This window comes from Stenotrophomonas sp. 2619 (assembly GCF_040548725.1).
In the GTDB taxonomy this organism is placed as follows: domain Bacteria; phylum Pseudomonadota; class Gammaproteobacteria; order Xanthomonadales; family Xanthomonadaceae; genus Stenotrophomonas; species Stenotrophomonas maltophilia_AP.
This window is the reverse complement of record NZ_JBEPSF010000019.1, coordinates 83,500-102,351: the sequence shown is the minus strand read 5'-3', so window position 1 is coordinate 102,351 and position 18,852 is coordinate 83,500. Positions and strand designations below refer to the sequence as shown.

Here is an 18,852-nt window from a genome sequence, read left to right as displayed (position 1 = left end):
GGTGGTGGGGGTCCCCCCGGGGGGGGCGGGCTCGGGGGTTGGTTTTGGGGGGGGGGGGGGTGGCGGGGCTGGGGGGGGGGGGGGGGGGGGGGGGGGGGGGCCGGCCCGCGCCCCCCACTACCGGGGCGGAGGTTTTCCACACGGGGCGTGGAAAGCGGTGGGTGTTTGTTGTGGACAAGTGGGCTGGAAGCGCACGCGGCAAGGGTTTCCGGGCGTGATCAATTAATCACCAGCACGTGCTTGTCAGCGGACACCCTGTCGCAGCGTGGCTCCCCATCCCGACTATGCTGCGCTACCCCTTATCGATGGAGAGCACCGCGTGCGCAGAGGCATTCCCCGCATTGCCGTTGTCGGCGCCGGCATTACAGGCGCCTCCGTGGCGTGGCACCTGGCGCGCGCGGGCGCAGCCGTCACGGTGCTGGAGCGCAGCGCCGACGCGTCGAGCGGCGCGACCGGCAGCTCGTATGGCTGGGTCGGCACGGGCAGCATGCTGCCGGGCGACGCACCGTCGCGCTTTGCCATGATCCGCGACGCCGTGCCGGAATTCGCCCGGCTGGCAAGCGCGCTGGGCCCCTTGCCGATCGCGGCGCGCGGCGCACTGGTGTGGTCCGGCACGGACGCGGACACCGAGGCGTTCGTGGCCCAACAACGGGCGGCGGGCATCACGATCGCACTGCTCGATCGCGCAGGCATCAGGACCTTGGAGCCGCATCTGAAGGCGCCGGCACTGGCCGCGTGGGTGCCCGGCGATTTCGCCCTCGAACCTGCGCTGCTGACCGCGCAGCTGCTGTCCAGTGCACAGGCATCGGGCGCACGTCTTGCCTTCGATCAGGAGGTGTCGACCATTGAGACACGCAACGGCCGGGTTACCGCGGTGGTGACCGCGGACGCGTCGCATTCGGTGGACGCCGTGGTGCTTGCCAATGCGGCCAGCGCCGTGCGCCTGGCGGCACGCCTGGATATCCACCTGCCCGTGCATGAGGCGCCTGCGGTGCTGTTGGCGTTCGACGCATTGCCCGGGCGTCTCCATCACCTGCTGTGTGCTGCCGACCACGAAGTCCGGCCGCGTCTCGGCGGTGGAATGCTGGTTGCGGCCGACATGCCCGTCGAGGGCGATGCCGGGCTGGATCGCCTGGCCCGTCAGTGCATGGCCGATACGCAGGCCCTGCTCACTGCCCCTGCCGGGCTGGTGCTGCGCTCGGCGAGGGCCGTGCAACGGCCGTTGACCCGCACCGGCATGCCGGTGCAGGGGTTCCTGCCCGGCGTTGAAGGCCTTTACGCCGCCATCGCCCATCCGGGCGTGATGCTCGCGCCGTGGCTGGGCCGGCTGGCGGCGGAGGCATTGTTCGCCGCATGAGCGGTCATGCAGGTAGACGGCCTGCGGCCCCGTGCCATGCCATCGCCCAGTGCCTCGAAGGTCGCAGGTGACGCAGGTAGGTCGCGCGCCATGTAACACGCGCCTTTTCGCCACTGGTACCTGTTCATCCAGCCGTCGTCCTTGCGCTCAGCGCGAGCCAGACTTGAGCATCCCCTCCTCCCTGCTCCGTCCAAGTGCCGCAGCGATCACCGCGGGACGTAGTCGCCGCACGTCACCCGCGTCACGGGCACGGTCCTGATAGTCTGGTTCCGTAGGATGTTCGGCGAGGAACGACTCGACCTTCGCCAGCAGTGCAGGTGGGATGTCCCGATCTTCAAGCAGGATTGCCTTGTTCGCCGGCCTGGCAAGCAACGCGCGTGCAAAGAAGGCATCTACGTCTCCCGCCTTGAGGGCGGCCTCCGCGGTCAGACCAGCCGCCAGCATGACCTGGGCCTCGATCCGGCATCGCGCCACGACTGCATCGATGCGCTCACGCGACGGCAACGTGGGGAAGGGGCCGTATTGACCACCAAACACATCGCTGCCGATGCGGTAGTCGCGCTCAAACCCGAAGAAGGGCACGATCCGCACGGATAAACCTGGGCATAAGTGATGCTTCGGAACAGACTCCGCATCGCTGTACGAGGTGCTCCGGTTCAGCTCGTCATATGCGACGCGTGGTCGCTTCATGGTTTCCGCCAGGGAGCGCTTGGCCCATATCGTGCTGTACTCCTGGGGCTGGCTGAACTGCCAGTGCTGAATGCCGATGGTGGGCGTGACCAGAAAGGCAAGCACCATCAGCGCCACGGCGGCCGCCCATTGCCGCCCAGGCGCAGGGACGGGCAACCGACATTGGCGCCTGCTGGTCGACACCACCCAGATCGGCACGATGATGATGAACAACCCCAGGAACAGACCGAACAGACTGAGCTTCGGCATCCGGTAGGCCCCCAGGCTGTAGAACGTGCCGGCGCCCATCATCAGGTTGACCGTCATCGACGCCAGTCCGCCTATGGCAATGTAGGCCGGCCAATGCAGCCGCGACAGCCGGGAAGCCTCCCGCCAGGTGAGAGGGCGTGCGGGGGCCCGCGGCGAGTGTGCGTCCGTGCTCATGCGTATATATCCTGACTGGTGTCGAGAGGTGCCGACACTACACTGGCGCTCCACCCTGATGCGGCAGTGCATCTCATACGGTGATTGCCGCAGTGCTCAAAACGCGGGCGCATCACTGCAAAGGGGCGCTGGGCCTGGTACAGCTGCCAGTGGAACCCAGACAGGAATGAATGACGGGATAGACACGCGCTGCGTCCACGCTGGACCGCTACCCGGCACACCAACGCGGTTGTTCCGGAGGAAACGCAGAGCGCTGGTGAATTTTTGCCCAGCCCAGCATCACCTGCCTCAAACGCAAACGCCCCGCTCGGGGCGGGGCGTTTGCGCGGCATCAACGTGCGATGGAATCAGACGTTGAAGCGGAAGTGCAGGATGTCGCCTTCCTGGACGCGGTATTCCTTGCCTTCCAGACGCAGGCGACCGGCTTCCTTGGCGCCGGCTTCGCCCTTGTACTTGATGAAGTCGTCATAGGCGATGGTTTCAGCGCGGATGAAGCCCTTCTCGAAGTCGGTGTGGATCACCGCGGCGGCCTGCGGGGCGGTGGCGCCCTTGCGCACGGTCCAGGCGCGAACTTCCTTCACACCGGCGGTGAAGTAGGTCTGCAGGCCCAGCAGCTGGTAGGCGGCGTAGATCACGCGGTTCAAGCCCGGCTCGGACAGGCCCAGATCGGCCAGGAAGGTGTCACGGTCCTCGTCGTCCAGCTGCGACAGCTCTTCTTCGATCGCGGCCGACACCGGCACCACCTGCGCGCCTTCGGTGGCGGCGCGGGCGCGCACGGCGTCCAGGTGCGGGTTGTTCTCGAAGCCGTCTTCCAGCACGTTGGCGATGTACATCACCGGCTTGAGGGTGAGCAGGAACAGGTCGCGGACCAGCGCCTTCTCTTCCTCGTCCAGGCCCGCCGAACGGCCGGCCTTGCCGTCGGCCAGCGCGGCCTGCAGCTTGGCCAGCACCGGCTTGCGTGCCGCCGCGTCCTTGTCGCCGCCCTTGGCGGCGCGCTCGGCACGGTTCAGCGCCTTCTCGACGCTGTCCAGGTCGGCCAGGGCCAGCTCGGTGTCGATGGTGTCGATGTCCGACAGCGGGTCGACCTTGTTGTTGACGTGGATGACGTCGGCGTTTTCGAAGCAGCGCACCACGTGGGTGATCGCATCCACTTCGCGGATGTGGGCCAGGAACTTGTTGCCCAGGCCTTCACCGCTGGCGGCACCGGCTACCAGGCCGGCGATGTCGACAAACTCCACCGCGGTCGGGATGACCTTCTGCGGGTTGATGATCGCGGCCAGCTCGTTCAGGCGCGGATCCGGAACCGGCACGATGCCGACGTTCGGTTCGATCGTGCAGAACGGGAAGTTGGCCGCGGCGATGCCCGCCTTGGTCAGCGCATTGAACAGGGTCGACTTGCCCACGTTGGGCAGGCCGACGATGCCGCATTTGATACCCATCTTTGACAACCTCTGGGGTGAACGTGATTGGGAAAAAGGCGCGGTGTGTTCGCCGTTTTACCAATCATTCTCCGTACCGACCAACGGTCGGTACCTACTTGGGGGTGTGCAGCCGCTTCATCGCTTCGCTGAAATCGCCCTTCACTGCCAGCGGCAGGACGTCGATCGCATCGTTGACAGCGTGTCCGATCAGCACATCGTCGTCCTTGCTCGCGCGCCCCAGCACCCACGGCACCACGCGGTCCTTGTGACCGGGATGACCGATGCCGATGCGCAGGCGGTGGAATTTCCCATGGCCGAGCAGGCGGATGGTGTCGCGCAGGCCGTTCTGGCCGCCATGGCCACCGTCGAACTTGAGCCGGGCCACGCCGGGCGGCAGGTCCAGTTCGTCGTGCGCCAGCAGCGTCTGTTCCGGTTCGATCTTCCAGAATCGCTGCGCGGCGGTGACCGATTTGCCACTGAGATTCATGAAGGTGGCGGGCTTGAGCAGCCACACCGATTGCCCGGCGATGTCGACCTTGGCGGTCTCGCCGAACAGCTTGCTGTCCACGCTCCAGCGCGCGCCGGCCTGTTCAACCAGGGCGTCAATGAAACGAAACCCGGCATTGTGCCGGGTCTGGGCGTGCTCGGGTCCGGGATTGCCCAGACCAACGATCAATCGCAATCCTGTCATCACTCTTCTTTCGTCGGTACCGGCCCTGTGCCGGCACATACAGAAACGGCGCCTGCCCCGAAGGACAGGCGCCGCAATCACTTACTCTGCAGCCGGCGCTTCGTCGGCAGCGTCTTCCTTGCCGAGCTTGGCGGTGACGATCGCGTCGTCATGGTCCTTGCCCTGGGCCAGGGCCGGGATCTCGACGCCCTTCGGCAGCTTGATGTCCGACAGGTAGATCACGTCGCCAGCCTTCAGCTCGCCCAGGTCGACGTCGATCGACTCCGGCAGGTCCTTCGGCAGGCAGGACACGGTCACTTCCTTCAGTTCGTGGGTGACCACGACGTCGGCAGCCTTGCCAGCCGGCGAGGTGTCTTCGTTGATGAAGTGCAGCGGGACGTTGGCGGTCAGCGATTCGTTCTCGTTCACGCGCAGGAAATCCAGGTGGATGATCAGCTGCTTGAACGGGTGGCGCTGCATGTCACGCAGCAGGACCTTGGTGATCTTGCCATCCAGGTTCAGGTCCAGGATCGACGAGTAGAACCACTCGTTCTGCTGGGCAAGCCAGGTGGCGTTGTGGTCCAGGTTGATGTTGATCGGAGCGGCGTCGCCGCCGTACACGACGGCCGGGATCACGCCGGCGTGACGCAGGCGGCGGCTCGCACCCTTGCCCTGCACGTCACGAGCGGTGACCTTGATTTCATGGGTCTTGGACATTGTATTGACTACCAGTTGGTGCCTTGCCGGATGGCTTGGCGATGAAGGCACGTCCGCGACCAGACGTACCCGGGGCCCGCCCACCGTTGCCGGCGGGCGGAAAAAAAATCAGTCCACGTACAGCGAGCTGACCGACTCGCCGAAGGCGATGCGACGCATCGTTTCGGCCAGCATCTCCGCCACGCTGAGCTGGCGGATCTTGCTGCACACCCGCGCCTCTTCACGCAGCGGGATGGTGTCGGTCACCACCAGCTCATCGAGCTGGGAGTTGTTGATGTTGTCCACCGCCGGGCCCGAGAGCACGGCGTGGGTGCAGTACGCGGCCACCTTGAGGGCACCGCGCGCCTTCAGCGCCGCGGCAGCCGCACACAGGGTACCGGCGGTATCGACGATGTCATCGACCATCACGCAGGTCTTGCCTTCGACGTCACCGATGATGTTCATCACGGTGGAGACGTTGGCGCGCGGACGGCGCTTGTCGATGATCGCCAGGTCCGCATCGTCCAGCCGCTTGGCCACCGCACGTGCGCGCACCACGCCGCCCACGTCCGGGGACACCACGATCAGGTTTTCGGTGCCGTAGGCGCGCCAGATATCGGCGAGCAGCAGCGGCGAGGCATACACATTGTCGACCGGCATGTCGAAGAAGCCCTGGATCTGGTCGGCATGCAGGTCCACCGTCAGCACCCGGTCGGCGCCCACGGCGCTGAACATCTTGGCGGCCACCTTGGCGGTGATCGGCACGCGCGAGGAGCGCATGCGGCGATCCTGGCGCGAGTAGCCGAAATACGGCACCACCGCGGTCACGCTGTTGACCGAGGCGCGCTTGAGCGCATCGATCAGCACCAGCAGCTCCATCAGGTTCTCAGCACTCGGCGCGCAGGTCGGCTGGATCACGAACACGTCCTGCTTGCGGACGTTTTCCTCGATCTCGACCTGGACTTCACCGTCGGAGAAGCGCGACACCAACGCCTTGCCCGGTCGCACCCCCAGTTCCTTGCAGATGCTCTGCGCAAGGCGCTTGTTGGCGTTGCCGGAAAATACCAGCAGGTTGGGGTGATCTTGCATCATGACGGTCTCGGGCGGGAGCGATTGGAGAACTCGGCCGCCGGCACCCTGGAGTGTCTGCGGTGACAACACCGCGGATCATCGGCCGTGCCCGCGCAGATATGCGCATGGGAACGCGGCTGACATCCGCAAGTGGCAGGGGCGGGAGGATTCGAACCTCCGAATGCCAGGATCAAAACCTGGTGCCTTGGGCCTCTTGGCGACGCCCCTGCATCAAAATCAATAACGCTCGAGTACATCAAGCAGTGGCGAGCGCTCCACGCCCGCAGCCACCCATGCCCGCAGTCCTTCCGGCAACTGCGCCAGGCCCTGCTCTGCAGCAGCGCGCGTGGCGAACTCGACGAAACAACCGCTTCCCGACCCGGTGAGTCGTGCCCGGCCGATCCTGCTCAACGCTGCAAACGCTGCCTCTACGGCAGGTTCGCGACGGCGCAGTACCGGCTCGAACGCATTCCCGAGCAAAGACCCGGAAGCGAAGTCCGCTATTTTCGCCACTGGGGCGTCGCGCGTCAAATGCGGATCTGCAAAAAGTCCGGCGGTCGGCGCATGCACCCCCGGATCGGCGACCACATACCAGGCCGGCGCAAGGGCGATCGGGGTGAGCTGCTCGCCCACACCTTCGGCCCAGGCGTTGTGCCCCCGGACGAAAACCGGCACGTCCGCGCCCAGCTGCAGCCCCAGGGCGGCCAGCGCATCGACGTCCAGGCCGGCGTTCCAGAGACGGTTCAAGCCGACCAGCACCGTGGCGGCATCGGACGACCCGCCGCCGAACCCGCCGCCGGCCGGAATGTGCTTTTCAATACCGATGTCCGCACCTTGGACGACATTGGCGGCGCGTTTGAGCAGCATGGCGGCGCGAACCGCCAGGTCGTCGGCCTCGGCCACGCCCGCCAGCGAGGGGCCGTCGCGGCGCACCTGGCCGTCTTCACGCACGCGCAGCCGGATCTCGTCGCCCCATGCCAGCAGCGCGAACACGGTCTGCAGCTGGTGGTAGCCATCGGGCCGGCGGCCGGTGATGTTCAGGAACAGATTGAGCTTGGCCGGGGCCGGCCACTGCGACCAGCCCGCGTTCAGGTCCGGGGCACTCATGGGCGGCCGAGGGTCCAGCTATCGACCAGCACGCGCACTTTGGCGTCTCCGCTGGTCGCTTCGATCCGCCGGGGCAGCACCGGCCGGTCGCCTTCGGCCGGGTACCAGTCCAGGTACTGGATCTGCCAGCCCATCTGCTCGACGCGACGCGGCCGTCCGTCGCCGTCACGCTCGACGTGCTCGGCGGCGCCAGTGTCATCGGCCACCAGGCCACGCACCCAGTCGGGCAGCTGGTTGACCGGAATGTCCCAGCCGGTGGCCTCCAGCAGCACCTGCTGCGCGTCCTCGCCTTCACGCGGGCCGCCCTCCAGGCCTTCCAGGCGCCCGCCTTCGTGGTGGCTGTCGCCGGTCAGCTTCCAGCTCTGGCGGGTGACCGGCGCGCTCAGCTCCACCACGTAGCGGCGCGCATCCTGCTGCCAGTCGATGCGCCCGTTGCCGCCGTTGCGCCCCTTGTTGACCGCCACGCGGCCCTGGAAGCTCCACTGCGGCTGTGCACGCACGGCAGCCACGCGGGCCGCTTCCGCTTGCTCGGCCTGCGCCGACACGGTGGTCACCACGGTGGGCGCGGCTGGGGCCTTGCGCTCGTCCAGCGACACGCAGGCCGACAACGATGCGGCCATCGCCAGCGCGGCGCCGGCCTTGAACAGGTTCAACGTCATACGCCGTATTTCTCGATCACGCGCTGCAGGGCGCGGTTGTCAGGGTCCAGTTTGCGTGCCTCGTCGAGGAAACGCCGTGCTTCGTCCTTGCGGCCCAGCACCCACAGCACCTCGCCGACGTGCGCGGCGACCTCGGCGTCCTTGCTCAGGGTCCAGGCGCGGCGCAGCTGCACCAGGGCTTCTTCGTTGCGGCCCAGGCGATACAGCACCCAACCGTAGCTGTCGACGATGGCCGCGTTGTCCGGCTCGGCGACGCGCGCGCGGTCGATCAGCTCCAGCGCTTCCTGGTAGCGCTGGGTGCGGTCGGCCAGGGTGTAGCCCAGCGCATTGAGCGCGGCCACGTTCTCCGGGTCGGTGACCAGGATCTTGCGCAGGTCGGCTTCGGCACGCGGCACGTCGTCGCGGCGCTCCCAGGCCAGGGCGCGGGCATACAGCAGCGCGTTCTCGTCCGGGTAGGCCGCCAGGCCACGGGCCAGCGCGTCCAGCTCACCGGGCAGGTCGTTGCCGCGCTGGCGCAGCTCGGCCTCCAGCAGGTAGGCATCGCGCCGGGCCTCGTCGTCGACGGTGGCGTCGGACTGGATCGCATGCACTTCGGCGAACGCCTTGTCCGGGCGGCCCGCGTCGTACTGGGCATTGGCCGCACGCAGGCGCGCTTCCGGCAGTTCCTCGCCCCCGGGCACGCTGTGGTACCAGTCCACCGCCTCGGACGGGCGCTTGAGGTACTCGGCGATCTTGCCCAGCAGCAGGCGCTGGGCGGGGTCGGGCTTGGCGGCCTTGGCCGACAGGTCCTTATAGAGCAGCAGCAGGCCCGCGTCGTCCTTCTGCTTGGCCAGCAGCGAGGCACGCATGCCCCAGGTCTGCACGTCCTGCGGGCCGACGGCCAGCACGCGCGCGGCCGAACGCGGATCGCCCAGGCTGTCATAGGCGATGGCCAGCGCGTTGCGCAGCTCCGGGTCCTGGCGGCTCTTGGGCTCGACCCCGCGCAGCAGCGCCAGCGCGTCGTCCTGCTTGCCGGCCTGGGCCAGCTGGCTGGCATTCAACAGCGCCACGCGCGGTTCATTCGGGAAGCGCTTGACCACTTCGTCGACCATCCGCTTGGCCAGGTCCGGGCGCTCCATGCGCATGGCCAGGCGGCCCAGCTCCTGCCAGACCTCCAGTTGGTCGGGAATCGCGTTGTCGTCCACCAGCCCGCCCAGCACCTGGGCCGGCACGGCGGGGTCGCGCCCGCCGCCGATCAGCGCGGCAATGGCGAACTTCCAGCCACGCGGGTCCGGGTCCTTCAGCAACGCGCCCAGTTCGGTGCGCGCGCCGGCGATGTCGGCCTGGCGCATGTCCAGCGCCGCGGCAGCGCTGCGCATGGCCAGGCTGCGCGGGGCGCGGGCCTCCCACAGCGCCAGCGCCCGGGCGGCGCGCTTGTCGTCGTCGGCCAGCATGGAGATGCGGGTGGCGCGCTCGGCCAGCCCGGCGTCGTCGGTGCCGGCCTCGGCAGCCTCCAGGTACCAGCGCGCGGCGTCGCCGAGCTTGCCGGCCTGCAGGGCGAACTCACCGGCCATGACCGGGGTCAAGGGCGCGGTCTGGGCCGGTGTGGCCTTGGCCGCCGGGGCTGCAGCGGGGGTCGGCGCCGGCGCCGACAGGGCGTTGGCGACGGACAAGGACAGCAACAGAACGCTGGAGATGCGAATCAATGCGGGCATCGGGGGCTTCTGGCCTTAAAATGACGACTTGAATGGCCAGCAGCTTATCGCAAGCAACTGAACAATGACCCTGTGGGTGCTCGGACTGAATCACCAGACCGCGCCAGTGGAACTGCGCGAACGCGCGTCCTTTGGCGGCGACGCCCTGCCCCAGGCATTGGCGTCGCTGCGCGATACCCCGCAGGTGGCCGAGGCCGTGCTGCTGTCCACCTGCAACCGCACCGAGCTGTATGCGGTGGCCGAATCCGGTGACGCGCTGGCGCAGTGGCTGGAATCCCACGCCGGGAAGCTGCACGGCTACCTGTACCAGCACGCCGACGCCGACGCGGTGCGCCACCTGTTCCGGGTGGCCACCGGGCTGGACTCGATGGTGCTGGGCGAGCCGCAGATCCTGGGCCAGGTCAAGGACGCCTGGGCCATCGCGCGTGACCACGGCCTGCTGGGCCAGCGCCTGGACCGGCTGTTCCAGCAGACCTTCTCGGTGGCCAAGCGCGCGCGTACCGATACCCGCGTGGGCGCCAACCCGATCTCGGTGGCCTCCACCGCGGTGCGCCTGGCGCAGAACTCGTTCGCGCGGCTGGAAGACTCCACCGTGCTGCTGGTGGGCGCTGGCGAGACCATCGAACTGGCCGCCCGGCACCTGAGCGAAGGCAAGGTGCGCCGCCTGCTGGTGGCCAACCGCACGCTGGCCCATGCCCAGGAACTGGCCAGCCGCCACGGCGGCGTGGCCCTGCCGCTGACCGAACTGGAGCGCCACCTGGGCGAGGCCGACGTGGTGTTTTCGGCCACCGCCGCACGCGAGCCGGTGATTGCCCGCGCACATGTGGCCGCCGCGCTGAAGACCCGCAAGCACAAGCCGATGCTGCTGTTCGACCTGGCCGTGCCGCGCGATATCGAGGCGGGCGTGGGCGAGCTGCCCGATGCGTTCCTGTACACCGTGGACGATCTGGAGCGGGCGGTCGAAGACAACCGTCGCAGCCGTCGCGAGGCCGCTGCCGAAGCCGAAGCGATCATCGAACTGCAGGTGGCCCGCTTCGTGGAAACCCTGCAGGCCAGCGCCCACCAGGCACCGCTGCGGCAACTGCGCGCGTACGGCGAAGCGACCCGCGTGGAAATGCTGGACAAGGCCCGCCAGCAGCTGGCCCACGGCAAATCGCCGGAAGAAGTGCTGGAACTGCTGGCCCATGGCCTGACCAACCGCCTGCTGCACCCGCCCACCGCCGCCCTGCGCGCGGCGGCGCTGAGCGGCGATACTGAGCTGACCCGCGCCGCCGAGCGCCTGTTCCCGGCCAAGCCGGGCTACCAACATCCTGCTGTGAAGACTGATGACGCCGACCCTGCGCCGTAAGCTGGAAGCGCTGGCCGAACGCCGCGAAGAACTGGAACGCCTGCTTGCCGACCCGGCCGTGGTGAACGACAACGACCGTTTCCGCGCGTTCTCGCGCGAGTTCGCGCAGCTGCAGCCCATTGCCACGGCCCTGGCCGACGAGGCCCGTGCACTGGCCGACCTGGCTGCGGCCGAAGCCATGCGCGGCGATGCGGACCTGCGCGAGCTGGCCGAAGAGGAAATCACCGCCGCCCAGGAGCGGCTGCAGCAGCTGGACCAGGAACTGGCGCTGCTGCTGGTGCCGCGCGACCCGCGCGACGACGGCAACCTGTTCCTGGAAGTGCGGGCCGGCACCGGGGGCGATGAGGCCGCGATCTTCGCCGGCGACCTGTTCCGCATGTACGCCCGCTACGCCGAGCGCCAGGGCTGGAAGGTGGAGATCGAATCGGACAGCCCCGGTGAACACGGTGGCTACAAGGAAATCGTGGCCCGCGTGGTTGGCCGCGGTGCGTATTCCAAACTGAAATTCGAGTCGGGGACGCACCGCGTGCAGCGCGTGCCGGCCACCGAGTCGCAGGGCCGCATCCACACCTCGGCGGCGACGGTGGCGATCATTCCCGAAGCGGACGAAGTGGATGACGTGGTGATCAACCCGGCCGACCTGCGCGTGGATACCTTCCGCTCGTCCGGCGCCGGCGGCCAGCACGTCAACAAGACCGAATCGGCGATCCGCATCACCCACGTGCCGTCCGGGGTGGTGGTGGAATGCCAGACCGAGCGCAGCCAGCACGCCAACCGCGACAAGGCGATGAAGCGCCTGAAGGCACAGCTGCTGGATGCCGAACGCAGCAAGCAGGCCGCGGCCACGGCTGAGAGCCGCCGGCTGCAGGTGGGCAGCGGCGACCGCAGCCAGCGCATCCGCACCTACAGCTTCCCGCAGGGGCGCATCACCGACCACCGCGTGGAAGGGCTGACCTTGTACGACCTGCCCAACATCATCGCCGGCGAGCTGGACACGCTGGTGGAACGACTGATCCACGAGCACCAGGCCGACGAGCTGGCACAGCTGGCGGCGGGCACCTGAGGATGGACGCGGACCGGCAGCAGCTGCGCCTGGCGGTGCAACGCCAGCCGGCCGATTTCATCGCCTGGGTCATGCTGGCCGATGCCGAACTGGAGGCCGGCGATGTCCCCGCCGGCGAGCACGCCGCAACGCGTGCACTGCAGTTGCGCGACCACCACCCCGAAGCGCTGGCCCGGCTGGGCCGTGCGCGCTGGATGCAGGCGCGCCATGCCGAGGCGGCAGCCCTGCTGCGCCAGGCGTCCGACCGCGCGCCGCAACACCCCGGCATCGCGCTGTGGCTCGGCCACGCGCTGGAGGATGCCGGCCAGCCGGAGGCCGCCGCCGACGCCTACCGGCATGCGCACACGCTGCTGCCGGGCGAACCTTACATCACCGCGCAGCTGCTCAACTGGCAGCGCCGGCTGTGCGACTGGCGCAACATCGAGCGCCTGTCGGCGCAGGTGCGCCAGGCCATCGCGCAGGGCCAGGCCGCGGTGGAACCGTTCGCCTTCCTCAGTGAAGAAGGCAGCGCCGCCGAACAACTGGCCTGCGCGCGGCAGCGCGCGGCAGCCATCAGTGCCAGCGTGCGGCCGTTGCCCGCCTCCACCGTGCGCAGCCAGGGCCGCCTGCGCGTGGGCTTTCTTTCCAACGGCTTCGGCGCACATCCCACCGGGCTGCTGATCGTGGCGCTGCTGGAACAGCTGGCCGCCGCCGGCCGCCTGGACCTGCATCTGTTCGCACTGACCGGCAACGATGGCAGCGCCATCCGCGCACGCCTGCAGGCGGCCGCCACGCACCTGCACGAGGTGGGCGCGGCGTCGCACCAACAGATTGCCGCGCGCATCCGCGACACCGCCATCGACGTGCTGTTCGATCTGCGCGGCTGGGGCGGCGGCGGTACCCCGCAGGTGCTGGCGATGCGCCCTGCCCCGGTCCAGGTGAACTGGCTGGCCTATCCGGGCACCTCCGGCGCGGACTGGATCGACCATGTGCTGGCCGATGCATTCGTGCTGCCCGCGCCGCTGGCGGCCGGGTTCAGTGAGCAGGTGCGATACCTGCCGCGTGCGTTCCAACCCTCGGACAACACCCGCGTGCCCGCCGCGCCACCGTCGCGCGAAGACTGCGGACTGCCGGCGCAGGGCGTGGTGCTGTGCTGTTTCAACAACAGCTACAAGCTCAACCCGCGCAGCGTGGAGCGCCTGTTCGCGGTGCTGCACGGGGTACCCGGCAGCGTGCTGTGGCTGTTGTCCGGCCCGGGCAACGCCGATGCGCGGCTGCGCAGCGCGGCGCGTCAGGCGCAGCTGGATCCGGCGCGCCTGGTGTTCATGCACAAGCTGCCGCATCCGGAGTACCTCGCGCGCTACCAGCACGCCGACCTGTTCCTGGACACCCACCCCTACAACGCCCACACCACCGCGTCCGATGCCTTGTGGGCCGGGTGCCCGGTGCTGACCTGTCCCGGGGCGACGTTTGCCTCGCGCGTGGCCGGCAGCCTCAACCACCACCTGGGCCTGGCGCGCATGAACGTAGCCGACGACCGCGCCTTCGTGGCCACCGCCATCGCGCTGGGCAACGACGCACAGGCACTGCAGGCGTTACGCGCGGAACTGGCGCAGCGTCGCGGTGACAGCGGCCTGTTCGACATGGCCGGGTTTGCCCGTGACTTCAGCGCGGTGGTGGAAGACCTGGCGCGCGAACGCGGTTGGCAGGGCGCGGCGTGACACCGGGCGCGGGATCGCCACGGGTGCTGTTGCTGCTGGAACAGGCGCGCGCGCAGGCGATCGCAACCCTGCGCGAAACGACCGGCGACGCCGCTGCGCTCGCCTGGAAAAGTGAGCTCGACCTGGCCATCGCCCGCCTGCAGTGGTGCGCACAGCACGCGATCGACGGTCGTGCCGTGGCCACGATACTTCCCTGGCCGGCCGATGCGTTCGGGTCGTTTGCCGTGGTCGAATGCAACGATGAGGGCGAGCCGGTGGCAGACGTTGCCTTGGAGATTGCCGGGCAACCGGTTCTGCTGATGCCGGGCGACCTCCTGGTGCACCGACCGCGTGCCCTGCCCGGCAACGCCGACAACGGCTGAACCTTCGCTGCGCTAGGCTCGGGGTTCCCGATGACCGAGGCACGTGGATGGGCAAGCTCAAGCGCAAGCAGTACCAGGCCCTGCTGGAACCCATGCAACTGGAGCTGATCGCGATGGCGCGCTGGGTGCAGCACACCGGCCAACGCGTGCTGGTGCTGTTCGAAGGCCGGGATACCGCCGGCAAGGGCGGTGCGATCCAGGCCATCGCCGAGCACCTCAACCCGCGCCAATGCAGGGTGGTGGCGCTGCCCAAGCCAACCGACCGCGAAAGCACCCAATGGTATTTCCAGCGCTATCTTGCGCACCTGCCGGCCGGCGGCGAGATCGTGCTGATGGACCGCAGCTGGTACAACCGCGCCGGGGTTGAACACGTGATGGGCTACTGCAGCGAACCGGAGTACCACGCGTTCCTGGCCCAGGCGCCGGTGGTCGAGAAGCTGCTGGTGGACGATGGCATCCTGCTTTTCAAGTACTGGTTGGGCGTGGACCAGGCGCAGCAGGAAAAGCGGTTTGCCGAGCGCCACCTGGACCCGCTCAAGGGCTGGAAGCTGTCGCCGGTGGACCTGGAGTCACGCAGCAAGTACAGCGCCTACACCGACGCGCGCGAAGCGATGCTGCGCGCGACCCACCGTGACGAGGCGCCGTGGACGCTGGTGGACTTCAACGACCAGAAGCGCGGCCGGCTGGCGTTGATCCGCAACCTGCTCGACCGCATGCCCGACACCCGCGTGGACGAACCGGAACTGGCGCTGCCGCCGTTGAAGGGCAAGCTGCACAAGGAGCAGTTCGGGGTGCTGCCGCCGATTGACGGGTTCGAGATTCCGTAGTGCCGCAGGCACCTGCGGCGGGTGCATCGCTTTTTGGAGCGGCGGGTGCATCGCTTTTTGGAAAAGCAGCCGGGCAGAGCCCGGCGCTACGTACGTGGTGCGGCAAGTCACGGGCGCATGGCGATGCGTTCGTCGTCATGGCGCCCGCGCACCTCGCGGCGCGGCAGAGCCCGGCGCTACGGCTCAGCCTTCCTTGATGCGCGTCTCGATGTCGTGCGCGGTGACCGGGCCGAGGAACTCCTTGGCAACCTTGCCGTCGGGCGCGATCAGGTAGGTCAGCGGCAAGCCGCGCGGGATGGCGAAATCCTCGGGCGGGTTGTAGGTGTCCACGATGACGATGGGATAGGTCACCGGGCGCTTTTCAAGGAACGCCTTCATCTCGGCCGGCTCGATGTCCTCGTACGCCAGGCCGACCACCTCGATCTCGCTGCGCATCGCGTGCAGCGCCGACAGCTCGGGCATTTCCTTGCGGCACGGCGCGCACCAGGTGGCCCAGAAATTGACCACCACCCACTTGCCGCGGTGTGCGGCCAGGTCGTAGGTGCTGCCATCCAGTGCCGGCAACGTCAGGGTGGGACGTTCCACGGTCTTGCGATCGGTCGGCGCAACGTCAGCGGTGGCCGGCGTGGCCGGTTCCGCGACGGCGGCGGGGGGCGTGGCCGGCGCGGGCGCAGCGGCGTCGGGCTGCGCGGGTTTGTTGCAGGCGGCCAGGGCCAGCAGGCCCACGGCCAGCAGCAGGGGCTTGGCGGTCATGGTGTATCTCCGGGGGTCGAATAGATATCGCTGACGCGGCGCTTGAGCAGTTCGCGCAGCGGCAGCCGCAGGGCATCCAGCGCCAGTACCGAGGCCTGGCCCAGGCTGTCGTCGCGGTACGGCAGGTAGGCTTCGCGCACCGGGATCCGCATCTGCGTGGTCTCGTACAGGTCGGCCAGGGTGAGCTTGTCGAGGTCGCGCGCCAGCAGCCATTCGCCGCGCTCGTCGCGCCGCACCACCCGGATGGCCTCCAGGTCGCAGAGCATGGTCTGCAGCAGCGAATCGGTGAGCATGGGCTCCAGCCGCAGGATCTCGTCATCGTCCAGGCTGTGGCCTTCGGCACGGGCCTGCTGGAACCGGCCGATCAGGCGCAGCAGGCCATAGATTTCGTAGCCCGTGGGCAGGCGCAGCTCGGCCGGCTGGTAGCGGAAGGCAGCGACCGAGGACGCCAGCGAGGCTCCCAGCAGCACCGACACCCAGCACAGGTAGATCCACAGCAGCAGGATCGGCACGAAAGCGACCGTGCCATAGAGCTTCTGGTAGGACTGGAAGCTGCCCAGGTAGGCGCCCATGCCCCACTTCACCAGTTCCAGCATCACCGCGGCCAGGATCGCGCCCGGAATGGCATGCCGCCACTTCACCGTGTGGTGCGGCACCACCCGGTAGACCAGCGTGATGCAGACGAACTCGATCAGGATGGGCGCCACGGTCAGCGAGAAATTGGCCAGCCAGCGGCCTTCGCTGGTGCCGAACAGGGGCAGCGCGAACACCCGCGCCGATACCGCCAGCGAGGCGGCCGCCAGCATCGCGCCGAGGGTCAGCACGGTCCAGTAGACCAGGAAGCGGGTCAGCTTGGGCCGCGTGGAGCCCACGCGCCAGATCTGGTTGAAGGTTTCTTCCACGCTGTTGAGGGTGATCAGCAGCGATACCACCAGCGCGATGAAACCGGCGGCGGTGAGCTGGCCGGCACTGGCCGAGAACTGGCGCAGGTAGCCTTCGGCGGCGCGCGCGGCGTTGGGCACGAAGTTGGAGAACACGTAGTCGCTGAGCTGATCGCTCCAGCGGTCGAACACCGGGAACGCCGACAGCACGCCGAACACCACGATGGCCAGCGGCACCAGCGCGAACACGGTGGTGTAGGCCAGCGAGGCCGCGGCCTGGAACAGGCGGTCGTCCAGGAAGCGCCGCCAGAGGAAGCGGCCGAAGCTGGCGGCACGCTTGCGATCGCGCACGCGCTCCATCCAGAGGTTCACGGTGTCGAGGGGTTCCATCGGCGCAAGGGTACCCGAAGAGGGGTGTGCGGGACTGCATCGCATCGCCATACTGGCCGCTGGTCCGGATGAGATGACGCGCGATGGCGGAAATACTGGTGCTCTACTACAGCCGCGGCGGTTCGGTGGCCCGGCTGGCCCGCCAGATCGCACGGGGCATCGGCGAGGTGCCGGGCATGAGCGCGCGGCTGCGCACGGTGCCGCCGGTGGCAGCGGTGACGCAGACTGCCCGCCCGCCGGTGCCCGAGGATGGCGCGCCCTACGTGGACATCGGCGATCTGGCCGAGTGTGATGGGCTGATCCTGGGCAGCCCGACCCGGTTCGGCAACATGGCCGCGCCGGTGAAGCATTTTCTGGATGGGCTGGGTGCCGAGTGGGTCAATGGCACCCTGGCCGGCAAGCCGGCGGCGGTGTTCACCTCGACGGCGTCGTTGCATGGTGGCCAGGAATCGACCCTGCTGTCGATGCAGGTGCCGCTGCTGCACCACGGCTGCCTGATTGTCGGCATTCCCTTCACCGAGCCGGCGCTGAGCCATACCACCACCGGTGGCACGCCCTACGGCGCCAGCCACGTGGCCGGGGCCGACGACAATCCGGTGCCGAGCGAGGATGAGGCGATCCTGGCGCGTGCGCTGGGCCGGCGCGTGGCCGACATCGCGCGGCGGCTGGCATGAACGGTCGGGCGCAGGACGCGATCCTGGCGCTGCTGCTGGTGGCGCTGGCGGCGGTGTATGCGCTGTGGTTTGCGCAGGACCGGCATTGGCTGGCCACGCAGCTGGTGTTTACCCTGCCGCCGCTGCTGCTGGCGCTGGGGGTGTGGGTGCGGCGCGGCAAGGCGGCCTTCTGGGCCGGGGTGCTGGCGCTGTTCTGGTTCAGCCATGGGGTGATGAGCGCCTGGAGCCACCCGGAAACGGCCGGCTGGGCATGGGCGGAGCTGCTGCTGGCGCTGGCGGTGATCGGGGTGGGCAGTGGCCCGGGGCTGCGCCGCCGCTTCGGGAAACGCTGACCGGTTGGCGGCCTGCGGCTGCGGGGCGGCGCTGGCGGTCGTATCATCTGCATCCCGGCGCGGGCTGCCCGCACGGTTCTGACCGCTATCCAGGAAGCCTGCAATGGACGAACTACTGATCATCACCACCGGTGGCACGATCGACAAGATCTACTTCGACGACAAGTCGGACTACCAGATCGGCGATCCGCAGATCGGGATGATCCTGCGCGAGCTGGGCGTGACGTTCCGTTTCAATGTGATTCCGATCCTGCGCAAGGATTCGCTGCACATCACCGACGAGGACCGCGAGCTGATCCGCGCGACCATCGCCGCGCAGCCGACGCGCCACGTGCTGGTGACGCACGGCACCGATTCGATGGTGCAGACCGGCCAGGTGCTGCGGAGCATCGCCGACAAGACGATCGTGATGACCGGCGCACTGAGCCCGGCCCGCTTCCGCGGTTCGGACGCGGAGTTCAACATCGGCTGCGCGATCGGCGCGGTGCAGTCACTGGCCAGCGGCGTGTACATCGCCATGAACGGCCGCATCTGGAACCCGGAGCACGTGCGCAAGAACGTGGCAGCGAACCGGTTCGAAGAAGCCTGATTCGAGCGCGCGGTTTTTTTTCTGTTTGCTGGATGCTTGTAAAAGCACAGCTCGAAGCAGCACTTTGCCCGCCCCCTGGCTGGGCGGGGGGGTGTGAGTCCGCGGGACACGCCGTAAATCCATCCTTGGAGGCTCGTGGGCGCCT

Annotated in this window: 19 protein-coding genes and 1 tRNA gene; 9 read left to right on the top strand and 11 right to left on the bottom strand. The window is 68.4% G+C overall.

Going from position 1 to position 18,852, the window contains the following annotated elements; translation table 11 throughout:
- Window positions 1-319 precede the first annotated feature (319 nt).
- A complete protein-coding gene (locus ABIA71_RS17760; RefSeq protein ID WP_354286948.1) occupies window positions 320-1,357 on the top strand; it encodes an NAD(P)/FAD-dependent oxidoreductase in 1,038 nt (345 codons plus the stop codon).
- Between the two features lie 147 nt (window positions 1,358-1,504).
- Here ABIA71_RS17760 and ABIA71_RS17755 read toward each other — a convergent pair whose 3' ends face one another.
- The 9 genes from ABIA71_RS17755 to ABIA71_RS17715 form a co-directional block, all read right to left on the bottom strand.
- Window positions 1,505-2,470 (bottom strand): hypothetical protein, encoded by a 966-nt coding sequence (locus ABIA71_RS17755; RefSeq protein ID WP_354286946.1) that lies wholly within the window; start codon window positions 2,468-2,470, stop codon window positions 1,505-1,507.
- A gap of 347 nt (window positions 2,471-2,817) precedes the next feature.
- Window positions 2,818-3,909, bottom strand: a complete 1,092-nt coding sequence (ychF, locus tag ABIA71_RS17750) for a redox-regulated ATPase YchF (protein ID WP_128095657.1) — start codon at window positions 3,907-3,909, stop codon at window positions 2,818-2,820.
- A gap of 94 nt (window positions 3,910-4,003) precedes the next feature.
- On the bottom strand, window positions 4,004-4,582 hold the full coding sequence (gene pth, locus ABIA71_RS17745; protein ID WP_128095658.1) for an aminoacyl-tRNA hydrolase: 579 nt from the start codon (window positions 4,580-4,582) through the stop codon (window positions 4,004-4,006).
- A gap of 81 nt (window positions 4,583-4,663) precedes the next feature.
- Window positions 4,664-5,278 (bottom strand): 50S ribosomal protein L25/general stress protein Ctc, encoded by a 615-nt coding sequence (locus ABIA71_RS17740; RefSeq protein WP_354286944.1) that lies wholly within the window; start codon window positions 5,276-5,278, stop codon window positions 4,664-4,666.
- Between the two features lie 108 nt (window positions 5,279-5,386).
- Window positions 5,387-6,346: a ribose-phosphate diphosphokinase gene (locus ABIA71_RS17735; protein ID WP_038692467.1), complete on the bottom strand. Its 960-nt coding sequence runs from the start codon at window positions 6,344-6,346 to the stop codon at window positions 5,387-5,389.
- Between the two features lie 133 nt (window positions 6,347-6,479).
- Window positions 6,480-6,556 (bottom strand) — tRNA-Gln (locus ABIA71_RS17730).
- Between the two features lie 9 nt (window positions 6,557-6,565).
- A complete protein-coding gene (ispE, locus tag ABIA71_RS17725; RefSeq protein ID WP_354286943.1) occupies window positions 6,566-7,435 on the bottom strand; it encodes a 4-(cytidine 5'-diphospho)-2-C-methyl-D-erythritol kinase in 870 nt (289 codons plus the stop codon).
- Entirely contained in the window at window positions 7,432-8,094 is a 663-nt protein-coding gene (gene lolB, locus ABIA71_RS17720) for a lipoprotein insertase outer membrane protein LolB (protein WP_354286941.1), read from the bottom strand. Before lolB ends, ispE begins: the two co-directional genes overlap by 4 nt.
- Window positions 8,091-9,788: a tetratricopeptide repeat protein gene (locus ABIA71_RS17715; protein ID WP_354286939.1), complete on the bottom strand. Its 1,698-nt coding sequence runs from the start codon at window positions 9,786-9,788 to the stop codon at window positions 8,091-8,093. The genes lolB and ABIA71_RS17715 overlap by 4 nt, the downstream gene beginning before the upstream one ends.
- 64 nt (window positions 9,789-9,852) lie before the next feature.
- Between ABIA71_RS17715 and hemA the strand changes: the two genes are divergently transcribed.
- From hemA to ppk2, 5 genes are read left to right on the top strand one after another with little or no spacing between them, the layout of a single operon-like run.
- On the top strand, window positions 9,853-11,136 hold the full coding sequence (hemA, locus tag ABIA71_RS17710; RefSeq protein ID WP_354286937.1) for a glutamyl-tRNA reductase: 1,284 nt from the start codon (window positions 9,853-9,855) through the stop codon (window positions 11,134-11,136).
- Window positions 11,114-12,199, top strand: coding sequence for a peptide chain release factor 1 (gene prfA / locus ABIA71_RS17705; protein ID WP_128095664.1), 1,086 nt, complete (start codon window positions 11,114-11,116; stop codon window positions 12,197-12,199). Before hemA ends, prfA begins: the two co-directional genes overlap by 23 nt.
- A 2-nt stretch (window positions 12,200-12,201) precedes the next feature.
- On the top strand, window positions 12,202-13,899 hold the full coding sequence (locus ABIA71_RS17700; RefSeq protein ID WP_354286935.1) for an O-linked N-acetylglucosamine transferase, SPINDLY family protein: 1,698 nt from the start codon (window positions 12,202-12,204) through the stop codon (window positions 13,897-13,899).
- Window positions 13,900-13,922: 23 nt separating this feature from the next.
- Window positions 13,923-14,261, top strand: a complete 339-nt coding sequence (locus ABIA71_RS17695) for a hypothetical protein (RefSeq protein WP_354286933.1) — start codon at window positions 13,923-13,925, stop codon at window positions 14,259-14,261.
- Between the two features lie 47 nt (window positions 14,262-14,308).
- The gene (gene ppk2, locus ABIA71_RS17690) at window positions 14,309-15,088 is read left to right on the top strand and encodes a polyphosphate kinase 2 (protein ID WP_354286931.1); all 780 of its coding nucleotides are present in this window, start codon (window positions 14,309-14,311) and stop codon (window positions 15,086-15,088) included.
- A 183-nt stretch (window positions 15,089-15,271) separates the two neighbouring features.
- Here the strand turns inward: ppk2 and ABIA71_RS17685 are convergent, their stop codons facing one another.
- Together ABIA71_RS17685 and ABIA71_RS17680 are read right to left on the bottom strand one after the other, a co-directional pair.
- Window positions 15,272-15,841: a TlpA family protein disulfide reductase gene (locus tag ABIA71_RS17685; protein ID WP_354286929.1), complete on the bottom strand. Its 570-nt coding sequence runs from the start codon at window positions 15,839-15,841 to the stop codon at window positions 15,272-15,274.
- The gene (locus ABIA71_RS17680; RefSeq protein WP_128095668.1) at window positions 15,838-17,112 is read right to left on the bottom strand and encodes a YihY family inner membrane protein; all 1,275 of its coding nucleotides are present in this window, start codon (window positions 17,110-17,112) and stop codon (window positions 15,838-15,840) included. The genes ABIA71_RS17685 and ABIA71_RS17680 overlap by 4 nt, the downstream gene beginning before the upstream one ends.
- An 83-nt stretch (window positions 17,113-17,195) precedes the next feature.
- On the opposite strand from ABIA71_RS17680, the gene wrbA reads away from it, so the two are divergent.
- The 3 genes from wrbA to ABIA71_RS17665 all read left to right on the top strand — a co-directional run bounded on the left by wrbA (window position 17,196) and on the right by ABIA71_RS17665 (window position 18,707).
- Window positions 17,196-17,786, top strand: a complete 591-nt coding sequence (gene wrbA / locus ABIA71_RS17675) for an NAD(P)H:quinone oxidoreductase (protein ID WP_137190973.1) — start codon at window positions 17,196-17,198, stop codon at window positions 17,784-17,786.
- Window positions 17,783-18,118, top strand: a complete 336-nt coding sequence (locus ABIA71_RS17670) for a DUF2069 domain-containing protein (protein WP_354286926.1) — start codon at window positions 17,783-17,785, stop codon at window positions 18,116-18,118. The genes wrbA and ABIA71_RS17670 overlap by 4 nt, the downstream gene beginning before the upstream one ends.
- 103 nt (window positions 18,119-18,221) lie before the next feature.
- On the top strand, window positions 18,222-18,707 hold the full coding sequence (locus tag ABIA71_RS17665; protein ID WP_038690351.1) for an asparaginase domain-containing protein: 486 nt from the start codon (window positions 18,222-18,224) through the stop codon (window positions 18,705-18,707).
- Window positions 18,708-18,852 lie beyond the last annotated feature (145 nt).